Source organism: Lentisphaera marina, from assembly GCF_028745505.1.
Taxonomy (GTDB): Bacteria; Verrucomicrobiota; Lentisphaeria; order Lentisphaerales; family Lentisphaeraceae; genus Lentisphaera; species Lentisphaera marina.
In genome coordinates this window covers 1,345,385-1,362,069 of sequence record NZ_JAQZZL010000001.1, presented here as the reverse complement: position 1 = coordinate 1,362,069, position 16,685 = coordinate 1,345,385, and the positions used below count along the sequence as shown (strand labels likewise).

The window sequence follows — 16,685 nt, the reverse complement described above, 5'->3', positions numbered from 1 at the left end:
TTTTGAATATTTTAAGAGCTTCAAAGGCTTCAGTATTTTTACCGAGAGGTAAAAGGAATTGATCAAATTTCGGGTGGCTGTATACGTTTTTGAGAGTGATCACCACTTTTAGGTAGCTATCGGCACAAAGCCTGTACAGCTTAAAATCATTTCGGTCTATCAGGGCAAATAAGCCTGTATGGGACAGCCTGAAGAGTGTCCTTCATTATTTCCTGTGCAAGTTTTTCCATGAAGGGTCGAACGCCCATGAGCAAATGATTAGAGAGCTACCCTATCTTTCAAATAACCACGGTGTATATTATGGTTAACAAGACTTAATAAGAGACTAACGCTTGGCCTTATAGATATCTCAATTTTTATAGGCTGGGCAAAAAGGCAGCATCTTCGGTATTCTCCGGTATATACTCGCCGTTTCTATTGCTTCTTCAATCCCTGGAGGATTGAAAGATGAAATACCCTGTAACTGCCAAAGCCTGGAATAGACGATACTGCGATAAACTTACAATTGATCAAGGGACGTTTAGTTATTTTTCGCTTAAAAAGCTCGCTGCTGACTTCCAGTTTCACCTTGCTGCACAACCCCTCGTGTTACGTATCTTTCTGGAAAATGTACTCAGGAACTATGACGCTGAGGCCCCGAAAATCATCAAGGCCCTGAGCTCAAAGAGTAAGTCTCATAATATAACCGCCTTCCCTTATTACCCTGCCCGGGTTCTCTTGCAGGATTATACAGGTGTACCGGCGATAGCGGATTTAGCGGCGATGCGCGACACCATTGCTGAAGCGGGAGGCGACCCACAGGTAATAAATCCGTGTTGTCCTGTTGACCTGGTGATCGATCACTCAGTAATTGTTGAAAGGGCCGGGGCCTCCTCAGCCTCGGCTTATAATCGCCGAATTGAAATGAGCCGCAATAATGAGCGTTATCAGTTCTTGAAATGGGCTCAGAAATCTTTTAAAAATCTCACGATTGTCCCGCCGGGCAAAGGCATTTGCCACCAACTTAATCTTGAATATTTTTCTCAAGTGGTGAGCGAACTCGACGGCGTCCTCGTTCCGGATACACTGGTTGGAACAGATAGCCATACAACAATGGTCAATGGACTGGGAGTGCTCGGCTGGGGTGTGGGTGGCATAGAAGCGGAAGCCGCGATGCTCGGCCAGCCACTGAGTTTAAACTTACCCGAAATCATTGGTGTTGAACTGCAAAATAAATTGCCTCCGGGCACAACGGCCACTGATCTCGTTTTGACCATTACAGAACGGCTGAGGTATTACGGCGTGGTTGGCAAGTATGTAGAATTTTACGGTTCCGGAATATCCTCCCTTAGTGTTGCTGACCGGGCCACTATAGCTAATATGGCCCCCGAATATGGAGCGACCTGTGGTCTCTTCCCGATTGATGATAAAGTTTTGGAGTATTTAAAATTAACCGACCGGCCGGCAGAGCTGATTGAACGGGTCTCAATCTATTGCAAGGCACAAGAATTGTTTTATGACTCCAACTCACAGGTTCCGGATTACCCTGAAACACTTCAAGTTGATCTGGCGCAAATAGAGCCTTCCGTTGCGGGGCCCAAGCGTCCCCAGGACCGCCTCGCACTGAGTGCCATTAAAAGTAAAACTATTGCAGAAATAAAAGAACAAAATCCACATTGCTCACTAGATGAGCAGTCTTCTAAATCAGAAATCCTTGATGGAGACGTGGTTATTGCCGCCATCACGTCATGCACCAACACCTCTAATCCCAATGTCATGTTAATGGCCGGCTTACTCGCCAAAGCTGCGGTTGAAAGAGGTTTAAGGGTTAAAGCTCATGTCAAGACTTCTCTGGCACCAGGATCCCAGGCGGTGGCGCGATACCTAGACAATTCGGGGCTGCAGGACTATTTGGATCAACTGGGGTTTCAGCGCATAGGCTTTGGCTGTACCACCTGCATCGGTAATTCAGGGCCCTTGAACGGTGACCTTGAAGAGCAGATTCTTGACAGGACACTATGTGTTTCCGCAGTGCTGTCGGGTAACCGGAATTTTGAAGGCCGCATACATTCATCGGTTCGACTCAATTGGCTGGCATCGCCGCCGCTGGTGGTGGCCTTCGCTTTAGCAGGACACACCCGTATCGACTTGAACAAAGATCCACTTAGCAAAGACCTGAACGGCCGAGAGGTTTTTTTAAAGGATCTCTGGCCCTCAGCCGAGATGGTAGAGGAGGCTCTCTTGCATGTCACACAAAAAAATTATCAACTGTCTTACCAAAATATTTTCAAGGGTGACGAAGCCTGGGAAGCTATGCAGCTAGACAGCTCTTTACTTTACAAGTGGAAGGACTCTTCAACCTACATTCAGAGACCACCATTTTTTGATAGAGCGCCACCTCAAGGCCCACTTGAAGGCGCTAGAATTCTCGCAGTACTTGGACACTCCATCACTACGGACCATATTTCGCCGGCAGGAAGAATCAGTACTCAAAGCCCGGCTGGGCGCTATTTGCTCGACAAGGGAGTTGAGTGGCTGGATTTTAATAGTTACGGAGCCCGCCGCGGTAATCATCAGGTCATGAAGCGCGGCACTTTCGACAACAAACGCATTAAAAATTTAATCGCCTCTCCGCGGGAAGGAGGATTGACCTGTTTTTACGATCAGAAAGGCTGTTCATCTGTCATGCCCATTTATGAAGCGAGTAAAAAATACTTACAGGAAAACACTGCTCTTGTTATCTTTGCGGGCAAAGAATATGGCACCGGCTCAAGCCGGGATTGGGCCGCTAAGGGGCCGCTATTATTGAATGTAAAAGCAGTCATAGCTGAATCGTTCGAGCGTATTCATCGCAGCAACCTGGTAGGCATGGGGATTTTACCACTGGAATTAAACTCTCTTTGCCTGAAGGATCTACAACTTTGCGGAAGCGAAACTGTGTCTATTAACTGGGATCAATTGCAGCCAGCACAGCAATTGGAGCTTACTCTTGCACAGGGAACAACCCTAATCAAAAAAATCGCGGTCACCGCAAGGATAGACAACAGTCGCGAATTAGAGTACTTCAATGCCGGCGGTGTCCTGGCCTATGTCGCTGGGCAGTTCATGTCGCTCTCTAAAGGAGAAAAGCAGTGAAAAAAAAGAATCCGCATAAAGAGGAAAGCTTTCGCCAAAACCCCGATAAGCTGTGGGGTACACAAACCCAGCTTTGTTTAGAGCATTTCCGCATTGGACCTCAGGTTTTTCCCGCTTGCTTCATTAAAGCCCTGGTGAGCATCAAACGTGCCTGCGCTGAAGTAAACGAGTCTTGTCAGTTGCTCGATAGCGAGTGTGCTGAAGCAATCGTGAATAGCTGTAATGATATTCTGGAGGGGGCATACTCAGAGCAGTTCCCTCTAAGCGTCTGGCAAACCGGTTCCGGCACTCAGACAAATATGAATGTCAACGAGGTCATCTGTACTCTGGCTAATAATATGCTGCTCGCTAAGCATTGTGACTTGTTGATTCACGCCAATGACCATGTCAATATGAGCCAGTCATCCAATGATGTTTTCCCTACTGCCATGCATATCAGCGTAGCAGAAATGACGCAGCAGAAATTATTCAAAAACCTCACTCATCTTGATCAAGAACTGGCCGCTAAGCAAGAAGATTTTAAAGAGATTCTCACGGTCGGACGCACCCATTTGATGGATGCCCTGCCCTTAACGATGGGCGATATCATTTCGGCCCATCGCGCTCAATTGAGCTATGCCCAAAAGGCACTCAATGACAGCCTCAAAGAGGTTTATTTCCTAGCAATAGGCGGTACAGCCGTCGGCAATGGAGCTAATGCTCCAGCCGGTTTCGGTACAATGGTTTGCCGCCGCCTGTCCGAGTCTTATACGCTGCCCTTTAAGCTTCAGGATAATTTATTCGCCGCGGTTTGTGGAGAGGATGTACTTCTACGCCATAGCGGAGCCGTCAAACAACTTGCCGCTGCTTTATTGAAAATGGCCAATGATTTTCGACTTTTGGGCAGTGGCCCGCGCTGCGGTTTCAATGAATGGCGTTTATCGGCCAATGAAGCGGGAAGCTCTATAATGCCGGGCAAAGTCAATCCAACCCAATGCGAAGCTTTAAGTATGGTTTGCCTTCAGGTTTTCGGTAATGACTTAAGTATTTCTCTCGGTGCTTCTCAAGGCCAGCTTCAGCTCAATACATATCGGCCCCTTATCATCCATAATCTACTGGAATCAATCGCCCTTTTAACTGATGCAATGGATTCTTTTGCCACTCATTGCGTCAGAGGTCTAAGCTTGAATGAAAGTCAAATTGCTAAAAATGTGAAAATGAATTTATCAGCGATCACCTTGCTGGCGCCGAAAATCGGTTATGACCAGGCCGCAGAAATCGTCAAGGCCGCTTTGGCGGCAGATATTACTTTAGCCGAGGCTGCTGTTAAACTTAATGTGTGCTCACCGTATGAGTGGCAACAATTAATTGCAGACGCCATGAAAGGGCTTGCCGCACATAATCAGTACGGAGAACTCTAATGTCTACTGAGCAACGAAGAGTTCTTCATGGAACAAGTCTCTCCCCCGGTTTGGCCGAGGGCCCCGTATATCTTTACAAACACTTAAGCGGACTGACTGATTTACCCGTCAACATAGAGACAAAACAGATAGACGAAGAATACTTTAATCTTGATAAAGCGACTTTGAAAATTTCAGATGATCTGGAGCTTTTAGCCGCTAAAGTCGAAGAGGAAATTGACTCAAAACTCGCCGAAGTGTTTGTCGCTCATCAAATGATCATCAACGACTCCTACCTGAGAAAGGAATTGAGGAAGGAAATATCCCTTAACCTGATCAACGCCAGCAGTGCCGTTAAGGTTGTCATGCTGCGCTGGGAGCAGCGTTTCCTGTTGATGGAATCCCAGATTGCCAGAGATAAAGGCGATGATATTCACGAGCTTTCCAATCGCCTGCAGAATGCCCTCGCCGGCATAACTCTCCATCCTCTGGAAGAGGTGCCGCGGAACTGTATTCTGGTCACCTCTCGTCTGATGCCCTCTGACACGATATTTCTCGCCGAACGTTCCTCCTTGGCAATCCTCCTTGAGCATGGCAGTAGTGCTTCACATGCCGCACTATTTGCCCGCGAAATGGCTTTGCCTTGCATTGCAGGAATTCCTGACCTGTTAAAATCAGTAAAATCAACCTCTTGGGCTTTGGTCGACAGTGATTGCGGCAATGTAACTTTTTGCCCCGCGGAAGAAGACAAAGTCGCCTTCCGCAAGAAAGTGAGAATCAAAGAACAATCTCTTAGTCGGGCTCGTGAAGAGGCCAGAGGCCCTGCCCTAACTAAAGATGGTGTAAGAATCAACGTCCATGCCAACACCAGTTGTTTAACAGACAGCAGACAAGCTATACGCAACGGTGCCGATGGCATCGGCCTATTCCGTATGGAGATGCTCTACATGGCACGTAAAACAGCCCCGGACAGTCAGGAACTCTTCCAGCAAATAAAAGATATTATCAAAGTATTTAATAACAAGCATGTGTACATCCGTCTTCTGGATGTCGGTGCCGACAAACAAATCCCCTTCATGGACTTCCTGGTTGAAATCAATCCAGCTCTCGGACAACGGGGTATTCGTTATCTGCTACGCTATCCAAAACTTCTTGAAACACAGCTGCGAGCTTTACTTTTGCTGTCTCTGGAGTTTGATGTTCGCATTCTTATACCCATGGTAACAGTGGCTGATGACGCTCTTAGAGTAAAGGAGACTTTGCATAAATTAGCCGCGGAATTACAAGTCCTTAAGATACCCAAGCTTGGTGCAATGATAGAAACACCCGCCGCGGCTTTACAGGCGGTATCAATTTCTGAATACGTCGATTTTATGAGTTTTGGCACCAATGATCTGACGCAATATGTTTTTGCCGCCGATCGTGAAAATGTAATGGTAGATCAGTATTTTGACGATAGTGCTGACGCTATATTCAGACTGCTGAAAATGACTCATGAAGACCTGCCCCACATGCCCTTGTCACTCTGCGGCGAATTGGCAGGCCGACCAGAACAAATCGCCAGAGTTTTACAATGCGGCATCACCAGCCTTAGTGTCGCGACACCTTTGATCCCCTTAATTAAGGAGGCTATCCGCAAACTATCATTGACGGCCAGCCATGGATAAACGGTGAGACATTCAAGTATAGCAACTTGCCTGCCCGGGAGATAGATAATGATAGCTTTAATTGTATCAAGTACTTTTAAACACGGGGACATGATCATTTTCTTTCTGTCGCTTGCCATCTTGATTGGCATGGCCAGAGCTCTGGGGGAATTGGCGGAAAAATTTAAACAGCCGCCAATTATTGGAGAAATATTGGCAGGTATAGTTTTAGGACCGAGTGTTTTTGGCCAGATTTCACCAGCACTTCAACAAACTTTGTTTCCAACTGACGGACCAGTACATACAGGTCTACAGTTCATCTCTTCGCTGGCGATTGCACTCTTTCTTCTTTTGGCAGGCATGGAGATTGATTTGCGCTCAGTATGGAAACAGGGAAAAACAGCCCTCTCAATCAGCCTTGGCGGGATGTTATTGCCTTTTTGCCTTGGACTTGCGGTAGCTTTTGGGGCACCACACTTAATTGGCCATAGCCAGGTATCACACAAAATGGCTTTTGCCCTTTTTTTTGCTACTGCACTGTCCATTTCTGCCTTGCCGGTGATTGCCCGGATTCTGATGGATTTGAAACTGATTAAATCACATCTGGGAGTAACCGTACTCACTGGTGCGATTGTCAATGACTTAATAGGCTGGTTGATTTTTGCCATCGTTCTGGGGATGATCGGAGCCTCAGGGTCAAACCATGGGATAGGCTTTATTCTGCTTATTACTGTGTTGTTTATGGCCTTCATGTTCACCGTAGGCACTAAATTAATCGAGAAAATTTTTTCCTGGATCCAGGCGCACCTTTCCTGGCCTGCAGGAACATTGAATTTTATCATCGTGGGTGGGTTACTCTGTGCCGCTTTTACAGAATGGCTTGGCATACACGCAATCTTCGGAACCTTTATTTTCGGTGTTACAGTAGGACAATGTCCGCATATACGCAAAAAAACTCTGTATACGCTGGAATCCTTTATTTCCTTTATCATCACACCGATCTTTTTTGCATCAATCGGACTCGAGGTCAATTTCATTAACAGTTTCGATTTCGGTGTGGTGTTGATTGTCCTTGCTATTGGAACAGTCGGAAAAATTGCCGGTAGTTGGGCCGGAGGTAAATTGGCGGGCATGGGCAACCGCGAGAGCCTGGCCATCGGTTGTGCGATGAATGCGCGAGGGGTAATGGAAATCATTTTAGGTTTGATAGCCTATCAGACAGGATTAATTAATGAGAGCCTGTTCGTGGCTCTGGTAGTGTTGGCACTGTTGACTTCAATGACAAGTGGCGCCCTGGTACAAAAAATCCTTAAGCGTCGCTCCCCGCTGCAATTAAAAAAACTGCTGCGGCGCGATATGATAGAAGCTGCAGTACCCGCCGGAGAAAGAGATGAGCTTATTCGCTTCTTGTCTTCTAAAGCAGTTTTAACACTCCCCTACAGCAAGGAAGATATTATTGAACTTGTACTTGCACGGGAGCAGCTTGACAGTACCGGACTGGATAATGGAGTTGCTATACCCCACTGCCGCGTGAAGGGACTTAAAGAGGCGAAAGTTGTTTTGGGAATCTGTCATGATGGGGTCGATTTCTTCTCACTTGATCAATCATTGTCAAAAGTGATATTTTTGATTTTGACACCAGCGGATGACCCTCAGGCCCAGCTGGAAATTATTGCACAAGTTGCGACTATTTTTAGGAATCAAGAGATTACAAACAAATTTCTGAAATGTAAGACAAACGATGAATTTATCGCTTTCCTTAACAGCCACTAGTGGCTATGAATCTTGTTTTCGTGTGTCGATACTCGATACTTCTGGTTTCGATGACTCGAAAACATTGCCACGTATTGTCAGATCACGGACCGGGCCGGGCTCAAACCAGTCTGAAGTATCGTTCTTCACCTGGATACCCGGTATCCTTACAGTATTACCTGATTGCGGCCGATTTTTCAATAATTCGCAGCTGAGCTTATCTGAACCTAGATAGGAGGCTTAAGGCAAAAACAAAACACCCCGATGGTTCCTACCCCCTCAAAACATGAGGAATTGCTTAGGGTGTCATTTGTAACTAACTTAATGTGAAATACTTGTGGTCTACAATCTATTTACCGATGCAGTAACGCCCAAATATAGTGTGTAAAATATCCGGCATCAGAGTCAAACCTAAAATTTCACCTAAGGGGTCTAAAGCCCCGCGAAGGTGCACGGAAACCAACTCCCAAGCTTCACTATCTAAACAAGCTTGACAGTCATCAATCTGTTGAACAGCTTGCTCTAAAAGTACACCATGACGTGCATTCACCGCCACATCGGGGATATGGTGATGATCTTCTTGCCAGACCGCCTCTTCTATCAGATCATATAGACGGTCGAGATTATCTACAGACTTAACTGAAACTCTGACAGATGAAGCCTGAAATTTTTCAAAGTAGTCGGGTAATTCTTGTTCTATGGCAATATCATTCTTATTCAAAATGACAATGAGTGGTGCATCGGATTCAAAACCTTCTGGAGGCAGCTGTTCATTCAAGGGACGAGACAAATCCATTAACCACAAAATGAGCTGCGCCTCATTTAAAGCTTGCTTACTCCTTTCGACACCAGTTCTTTCAACCAAGTCTTCAGCCTCTCGAATACCTGCTGTATCCGTTATTTTTAAAGGAATCCCTCTAATCCGGGTGTACTCCTCTAAAGTATCGCGAGTTGTTCCAGCAATATCAGTAACAATGGCACGCTCCCTACCCAAAATGTGATTCATCAAACTGGACTTACCCGCATTTGGTGGACCGCCAATAATGACTTTCACACCATCGCGAAGCACTTCTCCGTCTTTACGACCAGCCAAAAGAGTCTGCATTAATGAACTCGCATCATTTAAAGTTTGCGTCATCATTTCAGGCGGAGTCCAATTCAAGTCTTCTTCAACAAAATCCATCCTAACTTCACATTCCGCCAGTAAATCTGATAGGCGATCATACATAGCACGGATTTCATTACCAAAACGACCATTCAATTGATTAACAGCCACTTGCATAGCTTTCTCTGAGCCAGCAGTAATAACATCCATCACTGCTTCTGCTTGGGTAAGATCTAACTTACCATTGACAAATGCACGTTTTGTAAATTCACCGGCTTCTGCGGCTCTGGCGCCCGCTTTGAGAGTACACATCAAAGTATGCTTAGCCGTAAAATTACCGCCATGGCACTGAAACTCAACGACATCTTCACCCGTATAAGTCTGAGGGCCTTTCATGTACACAGCCATGGCTTGGTCACCCATTTCTTGAGTTTCGGGATCTTTCATTTGCCCCAAAACTAAGCGGCGCTCATTTTCTTCTAAATTAGTTTTTCCTTGCCATACTTCAGAGGCTATATCAAGAGCCTCAGATCCCGAGACTCTGATGATGGCAATACTTCCACCTGGTGCAGTTGCCAATGCGGCAATTGTATCATGATCCATATTTAGTTAAGATCTGGATCCACGTTACGAAGCTCAAGAGTATTCCCAATACGGATATAATCTTCACCCTCAGTAAGCTTCTCACCACCAAAAATCCGCACTGTCCCTAGCTTTGAGTCTCGCACCATAATAGGAACATTTTCAAAAGTAGCTCGATAAACAATAAACTGCTTAATTGATCCTGTATCTGAAAAAACCATATGAATAAAGACTCGAGGTTTAACTTGAATCATCGTATGAATATTAGAAAAAGTATCAACATCATGATTAACTTTCACACCAGTTACATAAGGACCTAAGCGCAGTAAAGCATAAACCCACTGCTTATCGTAAACTTTTAGACAGACTATATCGCCTTCTTTTTCCTTGAATGAAATTATTTCATAACTCCTAGGATGAATGAGCTTACTGTCTTCTAAATCGACCACACCGAATGTTTTTTTCTTTAATACCGTCCCCGCCTCAACAGATATTGATTTTTGGGGAGTTTCGAATGCTAAGCCCGTTAAAGTCGGATGCGTCATTGATGCCGATACATTAAAGCGCCCTAATCTCGTCATCGAGAAATGTTCATTTATATTAATCACTAAGGATTTCGTTTCACCAGCAGCCAAAACCAAACCATTCATTGGATTAAATTTGCCATCGTAAGCTGGAACTAAGCGGTTTTCGGGGTCAACCACGAGGATTTTTAACTTACCACTTCTTTCATTAGCACCAAAAGTTAAACGCGTACCCGAATTATTAACCACTGTGAAGGTTACTTGGATTTTCTCATATTGAAGGTATCTTTCACGATCAAATGATAAACCATACTGAACTTGTGCCTGAAGCTCGAAAAAGCTTACTGACATTATAAACACTAGGAAAAGCTTCCTTAAAATTTTCATCAAATTGATCCCAATTATAAATTATGATTTTAAAACTCGCTCAATTTAACTGGACCACCCCCTTTGTCAAGACTAAGAAGGCTCATGTATGAGCCTTCGTATAGCAATAACTGGCACTGGAGCCATTGCCGATTTACATGCTGATGAATTGGAAAAAATTCGAGGTGTTGAACTTTGTGCATGCTGTGATGTATCAAACTCAAAAGCACGAGATTTTGCCCTTCGTCATAAGATAAAGAATTTTTACTTAAATGCGGAAGATATGCTTGATCGGGAAAAACCTGACGCCATTATTATTGCCGTGCCTCCCCATGCCCAACTAAACGCATGCTTACTCGCGATTGAACACAAAGTCCATATCTTGTGTGAACGCCCCCTGACAAACAACTCACGTGACGCCGCCAAACTTGCGCGCCTCGCCAGCGAATCGGAACTCATTAATTTAGTTTCCTATGAAACACGTGGGATTCCAGAGGTTCACAAAGCTGCTAACCTCGTAAAAGCGGGACGCTTAGGAAAAGTGATGCATATCGAAGCCAGCTATCTGCAATCTTGGTTAAGCACGCAAACTTTAGGTAATTGGAAAACCTCTGAATCACTACTTTGGCGTATGACTCAAAAATTTGGTGGACATGGCGTCATTGATGACCTTGGCTTAACTCTTTTAGATTGCGTTTCTTTTATTGCCGGAGATATCAACAAAATTGAAGCCTGTAAAAGATCCTTCCGCAAGGATGTACCTGGAAACCGATTAGGAGACACTCAACTCGACGCCAGTGACTCAGCTCTTATTATGGCTGAAATGAAAGGCGGCGCCCTTGGCTCTTTCCACTTGAGCCGCTGGGCCACGGGGGAAGTCAATTCTTTACGCCTCAGAGTTTACGGTGACAAAGGAGGACTCTCCCTTAAGATTAAAGATGGTGAAGCCACCCTACGAATATGCACTGGCCCAGATCGACAAAATGGCCTATGGTCCGAAATCGAATGTCCTCAAGTACCCAACATTTGGCGCAGCTTCCTCAATGCCATACGCAAAGACGACACCACCTTGGAGCCCAACTTTGCCAGCGCCTATAATATCCACAAATTATTGACTAACACTAAAAAAGAACTTGATTAGACTTGCCAATAAAGAAAAGATCTTTATACTAGCCACTCCCAAATATTATTAACTAAAAAAGTTGGAGAGAATGATGGAACAACTTCCCTCAGGACTAACTTGGGCTGAAATTACAGAAAAATTCGCTACTGGCGATCTTTCTATCACGCTCAACTACGTGAATCGTCGTGCTAAAAAAAGCCTTCGTAATAATGGCGAAACAGAAAGCAGAAAACTTTGGAGACTTTTTGTCCAGAAGTTTGATGGTGATCAAATCACTACAGTTTTCAAAAAGAACATCCGTTTCGGTGAAGACAACCTTCTTGAGCAGAAAGCTTCTGACAAGCTCGTTGGACAAATCAACAACGTGATTGCACAATTCTAAGTTAAACTTTAGAATTTGAAAAAGGCCGCTTTTTTAAAGTGGCCTTTTTTATTTGTAGGGTCTTTATAATTACGGACAATACTTCGCAGTCCATCCCTAAATCAGGTGTATTTAATTAATCAATTCTTTGGCTAAATGCTCTAAAAGGGAACTCGACGCACCATAGGCCACGCTTTGAACGGGCGAATTAGCTCGGCACACACTAACACTTGCCTTACCAACCGCTTGTAGCCTATTGCTTAAATATTCATTGATCATGGCAAATAACTTCTTATTCTGCCAATTCAATGCACCACCCATAACAACACATTCTGGGTCCGAGTAACAGGTTAGAGCTTCTAACCAAGGCAAAACCCATAAGCCGAGATTCATCATGGCGGGACTGAGTTCACCTTCTGGATTCTGGAGATCTACCCAATCTTGATCTGATAAAAATGGAGGATCATGGGGCTTCAATACTCCACTCAGTTCTCCCGCCGAAGAATTCATACCATTAATCATTTGTCCATTGACAAACATCACTGAACTAAAGCTACAAGGTTTAACCCCTTTACTAACTTTTTGATAATTCATATAGTAGAAAAGAAAATCACCCGACACAGTATCCTTGTGCACCAACTCAGCCATCGCAGCTTGTCTCGCATCATTATCAATCATGATTTCTGTACCAGGAAATAAGCTCTGCATCTCTGCAGCCAAGGGGTAGTTTTGCACATTAAAGAAAGACGAGCTCTTGATCAAACCCTCATTGTGATCCACAATTGCAGGCAAACCCAAACAAATACCTTTTAAAGGGCCCGGCGGACAACCTTTTTCTTTAAACCAATTTTCGAGGCGGTTTTTCAAATACATCGGCAAGGTTGTTATATCGGGGTCGACTTCAAAATTACAGGAATCAATTATTTCCCCCGCATAGTCAACTTTAACTAATTCAGCATATACATTCTGAACAACAATACCGATCACCCAACCAAGCTCCGGATTAACTCTGAGCGATGTTTGTTTTTTATACCCTGCTCCGCCTTCCAGTTTCGCTCCCTCTACAACAACCCCACGATTTATAAAATCACGGATTATATATGACATAGTCGAATTCTGTAATTGTGTGAGCTCAGATAAACGCACACGGCTTAAGCCATGATGTAAACGTAACAACTTTAAAACTTGTTGCCTGTTGTAATACGCAGCACTTTGTTGGTTGAGACTTTTCTGTGAATCATTCATGCTTGAACTTTACTTCTCCCCATATTTTTTTCAATAAGACCACTACTCATAGCGTTTGAGATATTATAAATTCAAAGAATGAACACAATCAAGTACATAAATCCGAAAACATCACAATAAATGAAGAAAATACATAAAAAACAGCACCATATAATTCAATCAATGAATCTTAACTAGACAAATATCAATTTTATGGTTTATGTGTAACATAATTTCAATCATTGACGTATCACTTAGGTAAAGCCTAGGTTTAATACATTAAAATAAATTTAACTAGGCAGATCACACCTTTATTAGACGATAAAAGATAAAAAGTTTGTAAACCAATTTCAAAGGATCGATATCTATATGAAAAACATTAAGTCCATTAGCTTCATCGCAGCAGTCATTTTGGCTAGTAGCTGTGCCCTATTAGAATCGAACAAGGACAAAACCCTACCCGATGTCGTAGAGTTTAATGCTCACATTCGCCCCATCCTTTCAGATAAATGTTTTCATTGCCACGGTAATGATCCAGAAACTGCCGAAGCAGGTTTACTTCTCAATAGCTTTGAAGCTGCAACAAAGAACCTTAGTAAACGTCGTGAAAAATTTGCTATTGTCCCCAATCACCCAGATCAATCATCTCTCATCGAACGCATTAACACTAATGACGAAGATGAGATCATGCCCCCTCCCGAATCCCACAAGACTCTTAGCCAATACGAGAAAGACCTCCTCAACAAATGGATTGAGCAAGGTGCCGAATATCAAGAGCATTGGTCCTTCACCCAAATTAAGGACCCCAAAGCACCAGAAGTCGATAATGAAGAGTGGATCATTAACCCCATTGATAATTTCGTCCTGAGTAAACTCGAAAAAAAGAAGCTAAAACCCAATCCTCAAGCTCCAAAAGAAAAGCTCTTGCGTCGCCTCAGTTTTGATACGACTGGTTTACCTCCAAGTCTAGAAGAACTCGATGCCTTTTTAAAGGATGATTCAACTGATGCCTACGAAAAGCAAGTCGATAAATTCCTTGCGAAAAAAGCTTATGGCGAGCATATGGGACGCTTTTGGTTAGATGCTGCTCGCTATGGCGACACTCATGGCCTTCACTTAGATAACTACCGTGAAATGTGGCCTTACCGCGATTGGGTCATCAATGCCTTTAACCAAAACATGCCCTTTGATCAATTCTCTATTGAACAGCTCGCTGGGGACCTTCTACCTGATGTCACACTCAATCAAAAAATTGCGTCTGGATTCAACCGCTGTAACGTAACCACTAGTGAAGGTGGCTCCATCGCTGAAGAATATTACGTTCGTTACGCGGTCGATAGAACCTCGACGACTTCAGCCGTTTGGCTTGGTCTTACAACGGGCTGTGCCGCATGTCACGACCACAAATTTGATCCCCTTTCGCAAAAAGAATTTTATGAAATGACCGCCTTTTTCAACAATATCACAGAAAGTGCTATGGATGGTAATCGCAAAGATACACCCCCCATTATTCACGTTATGAATGATTCTCAACAGAAAAAGGACCAAGAGCTTTTAAATAAAATTACAACACTCAAAAAAGTCGCCCCTCACAACAAACAGGATAGCAAGTTTTTGGCTTGGTCGAAAAATGCAAAAAATCTTAAACCTGCACCCGCGCCCGCGGCAAGCAAGAATATTGAATTTACCAAAGAAACTTTCCCTGTGAAAGGAAATCCAAACTTTATTATAGATAAGCAGAAAAAAGCTCTTGTGCTTGACAAAACCACGGTTTTTGAAAGCTCGACTAATCCTGAATTCGAGTTTAATAAACCCTTTTCTTTTGGTTTATGGATTTATGGAAATGAATTCAGTGGATCCGCTATCTCAACGATGGACAATGCTCAATACCTACGCGGCTGGGATCTATGGCTTGTCGGGTCAAACATCACCATCCATGCAATTAACGAATGGCCGGGTAATGCTTTAAAGGTTGGAACGAAAAAGAATGTTTTAAAAGCTAATCGCTGGAATCATGTTTTCGTAACGTCTGATGGGAGCGGAAAAGCCAATGGCATCAAAATTTACCTCAATGGTCGCTCGCAAGCGATGGGCCGGCCGAGCAATAATAATTTGAACAAAACTATTAAAAACAAAAAGCCTCTCTTCATAGGTGGTCGTGAAACTCAGCCGGGCATCAAAGGTAAGATCAGTGACTTACGCTTCTACAATCAAGAACTCAATCCTATACAGGTCACTAGTGTTTATGGTGAATATCCGATCAAACATTTACTCGAAGCTAAAAAAGACAAAGCTCAGGAAGATAAGCGAATTAATGAGCTGTACACTTATTATCGTGAACACGTTGATCAGAAAGCATTGATTGCGGACAAAAATCTTCGTGCAGCAGAAAACAAACGGACACAATTCTTGAAAAGTGTCCCAACAACGATGATCATGCAAGAACGACCTACTCCGCGCGGCGCTTATGTCCTCGATCGTGGTCAATACGATCTTCGCAAGGAAAAGGTTGAACCTGGAGTGCCGGCTTTTCTCCCAAAACTTCCCGATGGCCCTGCCAATCGCCTTACTTTTGCAAAGTGGCTCTTTTTGCCTGAGCACCCCCTAACTTCTCGAGTCACGGTCAATCGCTTATGGCAGCAAGTTTTTGGTACTGGTTTAACGAAAACCGCAGGTGATTTTGGTTCTCAGAGCGAGTTCCCCTCACACCCCAAACTACTTGATCACCTATCATATAAATTCATGCACGATGCTTGGGATATGAAAGCTTTAATGAAGTATATGCTTATGTCCGCGAGCTATCGTCAATCTAGCTACGTAAATGACAAAAAACTAAAAGCCGACCCCTATAACCGTCTCATCTCACGTGGTCCTCGTTTCCGTCTCGACTCAGAGATGATCCGTGATAATGCCTTAAAATCATCTGGTCTTCTCGTGGAGAAAATCGGCGGTAAATCAGTTAAGCCCTATCAACCCGAAGGGATATGGAATGCCGTCGCGTATTCTGGCAGTAATACTCGTCATTTTAAGCAAGACTCAGGAGAAGATCTTTACCGACGCAGCCTCTACACCTTCTTAAAGCGCACCGCTCCCGCACCTATGATGAGCAATTTCGATGCTCCTAACAGGGAAAATTGTACTGTAAGTCGCGAGCGTACTAATACGCCACTACAAGCCCTTCAACTCATGAATGATGTGCAATATCTAGAAGCATCTCGACACCTTGCTTACAAAGCTCTAAAAAGCACTGGTGATGATTCAAATAAATTAAAAACTACTTTCCGAAAAGTAACTTCGCGCTTCCCAAACTCCGATGAGATCTCCATCATGTCTCAAGTTCTAACAGAACATAAACAGCATTTCAAAGCTAACGAGAAAGAAGCGAAAGAACTTATCCAGCATGGCGATTCTAAAGTCCCAGAAGATATAGAAATCGATGAACTGGCTGCTTGGACCATGCTCTGCAGCCAACTTTATAACCTAGACGAAGCCATAACAAAGGAGTAAAA

General features: G+C 43.9%; 10 protein-coding genes. 7 read left to right on the top strand and 3 right to left on the bottom strand.

All coding sequences use genetic code 11. From position 1 onward, the window contains the following. Positions 1–447: 447 nt before the first annotated feature. Genes acnA through PQO01_RS05605 form a run of 4 tightly spaced genes read left to right on the top strand, consistent with a single transcriptional unit; the run spans position 448 to position 7,912 of the window. A complete protein-coding gene (acnA, locus tag PQO01_RS05620) occupies positions 448–3,114 on the top strand; it encodes an aconitate hydratase AcnA (RefSeq protein ID WP_274313055.1) in 2,667 nt (888 codons plus the stop codon). Further along, positions 3,111–4,514, top strand: coding sequence for a class II fumarate hydratase (locus PQO01_RS05615; RefSeq protein ID WP_274313054.1), 1,404 nt, complete (start codon positions 3,111–3,113; stop codon positions 4,512–4,514). The genes acnA and PQO01_RS05615 overlap by 4 nt, the downstream gene beginning before the upstream one ends. Further along, positions 4,514–6,160: a phosphoenolpyruvate--protein phosphotransferase gene (ptsP, locus tag PQO01_RS05610; RefSeq protein WP_274313053.1), complete on the top strand. Its 1,647-nt coding sequence runs from the start codon at positions 4,514–4,516 to the stop codon at positions 6,158–6,160. Before PQO01_RS05615 ends, ptsP begins: the two co-directional genes overlap by 1 nt. A gap of 48 nt (positions 6,161–6,208) precedes the next feature. Further along, on the top strand, positions 6,209–7,912 hold the full coding sequence (locus PQO01_RS05605) for a cation:proton antiporter domain-containing protein (protein ID WP_274313052.1): 1,704 nt from the start codon (positions 6,209–6,211) through the stop codon (positions 7,910–7,912). A gap of 328 nt (positions 7,913–8,240) precedes the next feature. On the opposite strand, the gene mnmE is transcribed toward PQO01_RS05605, so the two are convergent. Next, positions 8,241–9,599, bottom strand: coding sequence for a tRNA uridine-5-carboxymethylaminomethyl(34) synthesis GTPase MnmE (gene mnmE / locus PQO01_RS05600; protein WP_274313051.1), 1,359 nt, complete (start codon positions 9,597–9,599; stop codon positions 8,241–8,243). Between the two features lie 2 nt (positions 9,600–9,601). Continuing rightward, positions 9,602–10,453, bottom strand: coding sequence for a hypothetical protein (locus PQO01_RS05595; RefSeq protein WP_274313050.1), 852 nt, complete (start codon positions 10,451–10,453; stop codon positions 9,602–9,604). A 124-nt stretch (positions 10,454–10,577) separates the two neighbouring features. Between PQO01_RS05595 and PQO01_RS05590 the strand changes: the two genes are divergently transcribed. Together PQO01_RS05590 and PQO01_RS05585 are read left to right on the top strand one after the other, a co-directional pair. Next, on the top strand, positions 10,578–11,609 hold the full coding sequence (locus tag PQO01_RS05590; RefSeq protein WP_274313049.1) for a Gfo/Idh/MocA family protein: 1,032 nt from the start codon (positions 10,578–10,580) through the stop codon (positions 11,607–11,609). Positions 11,610–11,679: 70 nt separating this feature from the next. Next, positions 11,680–11,973 carry a hypothetical protein gene (locus tag PQO01_RS05585; RefSeq protein WP_274313048.1) on the top strand — a complete coding sequence of 98 codons (294 nt, stop codon included), beginning with the start codon at positions 11,680–11,682 and terminating at the stop codon, positions 11,971–11,973. Positions 11,974–12,084: 111 nt separating this feature from the next. Here the strand turns inward: PQO01_RS05585 and PQO01_RS05580 are convergent, their stop codons facing one another. Next, the gene (locus PQO01_RS05580) at positions 12,085–13,197 is read right to left on the bottom strand and encodes an ROK family protein (RefSeq protein WP_274313047.1); all 1,113 of its coding nucleotides are present in this window, start codon (positions 13,195–13,197) and stop codon (positions 12,085–12,087) included. Positions 13,198–13,545: 348 nt separating this feature from the next. Between PQO01_RS05580 and PQO01_RS05575 the strand changes: the two genes are divergently transcribed. Then, positions 13,546–16,683 carry a DUF1553 domain-containing protein gene (locus tag PQO01_RS05575; RefSeq protein ID WP_274313046.1) on the top strand — a complete coding sequence of 1,046 codons (3,138 nt, stop codon included), beginning with the start codon at positions 13,546–13,548 and terminating at the stop codon, positions 16,681–16,683. Positions 16,684–16,685 lie beyond the last annotated feature (2 nt).

Bases quoted from the DNA above. Each gene is read 5' to 3' on its own strand.
- PQO01_RS05575 (WP_274313046.1), top strand. From the start codon at position 13,546: ATGAAAAACATTAAGTCCATTAGCTTCATCGCAGCAGTCATTTTGGCT.
- mnmE (WP_274313051.1), bottom strand. From the start codon at position 9,599: ATGGATCATGATACAATTGCCGCATTGGCAACTGCACCAGGTGGAAGT.
- PQO01_RS05595 (WP_274313050.1), bottom strand. From the start codon at position 10,453: ATGTCAGTAAGCTTTTTCGAGCTTCAGGCACAAGTTCAGTATGGTTTA.
- ptsP (WP_274313053.1), top strand. From the start codon at position 4,514: ATGTCTACTGAGCAACGAAGAGTTCTTCATGGAACAAGTCTCTCCCCC.
- acnA (WP_274313055.1), top strand. From the start codon at position 448: ATGAAATACCCTGTAACTGCCAAAGCCTGGAATAGACGATACTGCGAT.
- PQO01_RS05590 (WP_274313049.1), top strand. From the start codon at position 10,578: ATGAGCCTTCGTATAGCAATAACTGGCACTGGAGCCATTGCCGATTTA.
- PQO01_RS05605 (WP_274313052.1), top strand. From the start codon at position 6,209: ATGATAGCTTTAATTGTATCAAGTACTTTTAAACACGGGGACATGATC.
- PQO01_RS05585 (WP_274313048.1), top strand. From the start codon at position 11,680: ATGATGGAACAACTTCCCTCAGGACTAACTTGGGCTGAAATTACAGAA.
- PQO01_RS05580 (WP_274313047.1), bottom strand. From the start codon at position 13,197: ATGAATGATTCACAGAAAAGTCTCAACCAACAAAGTGCTGCGTATTAC.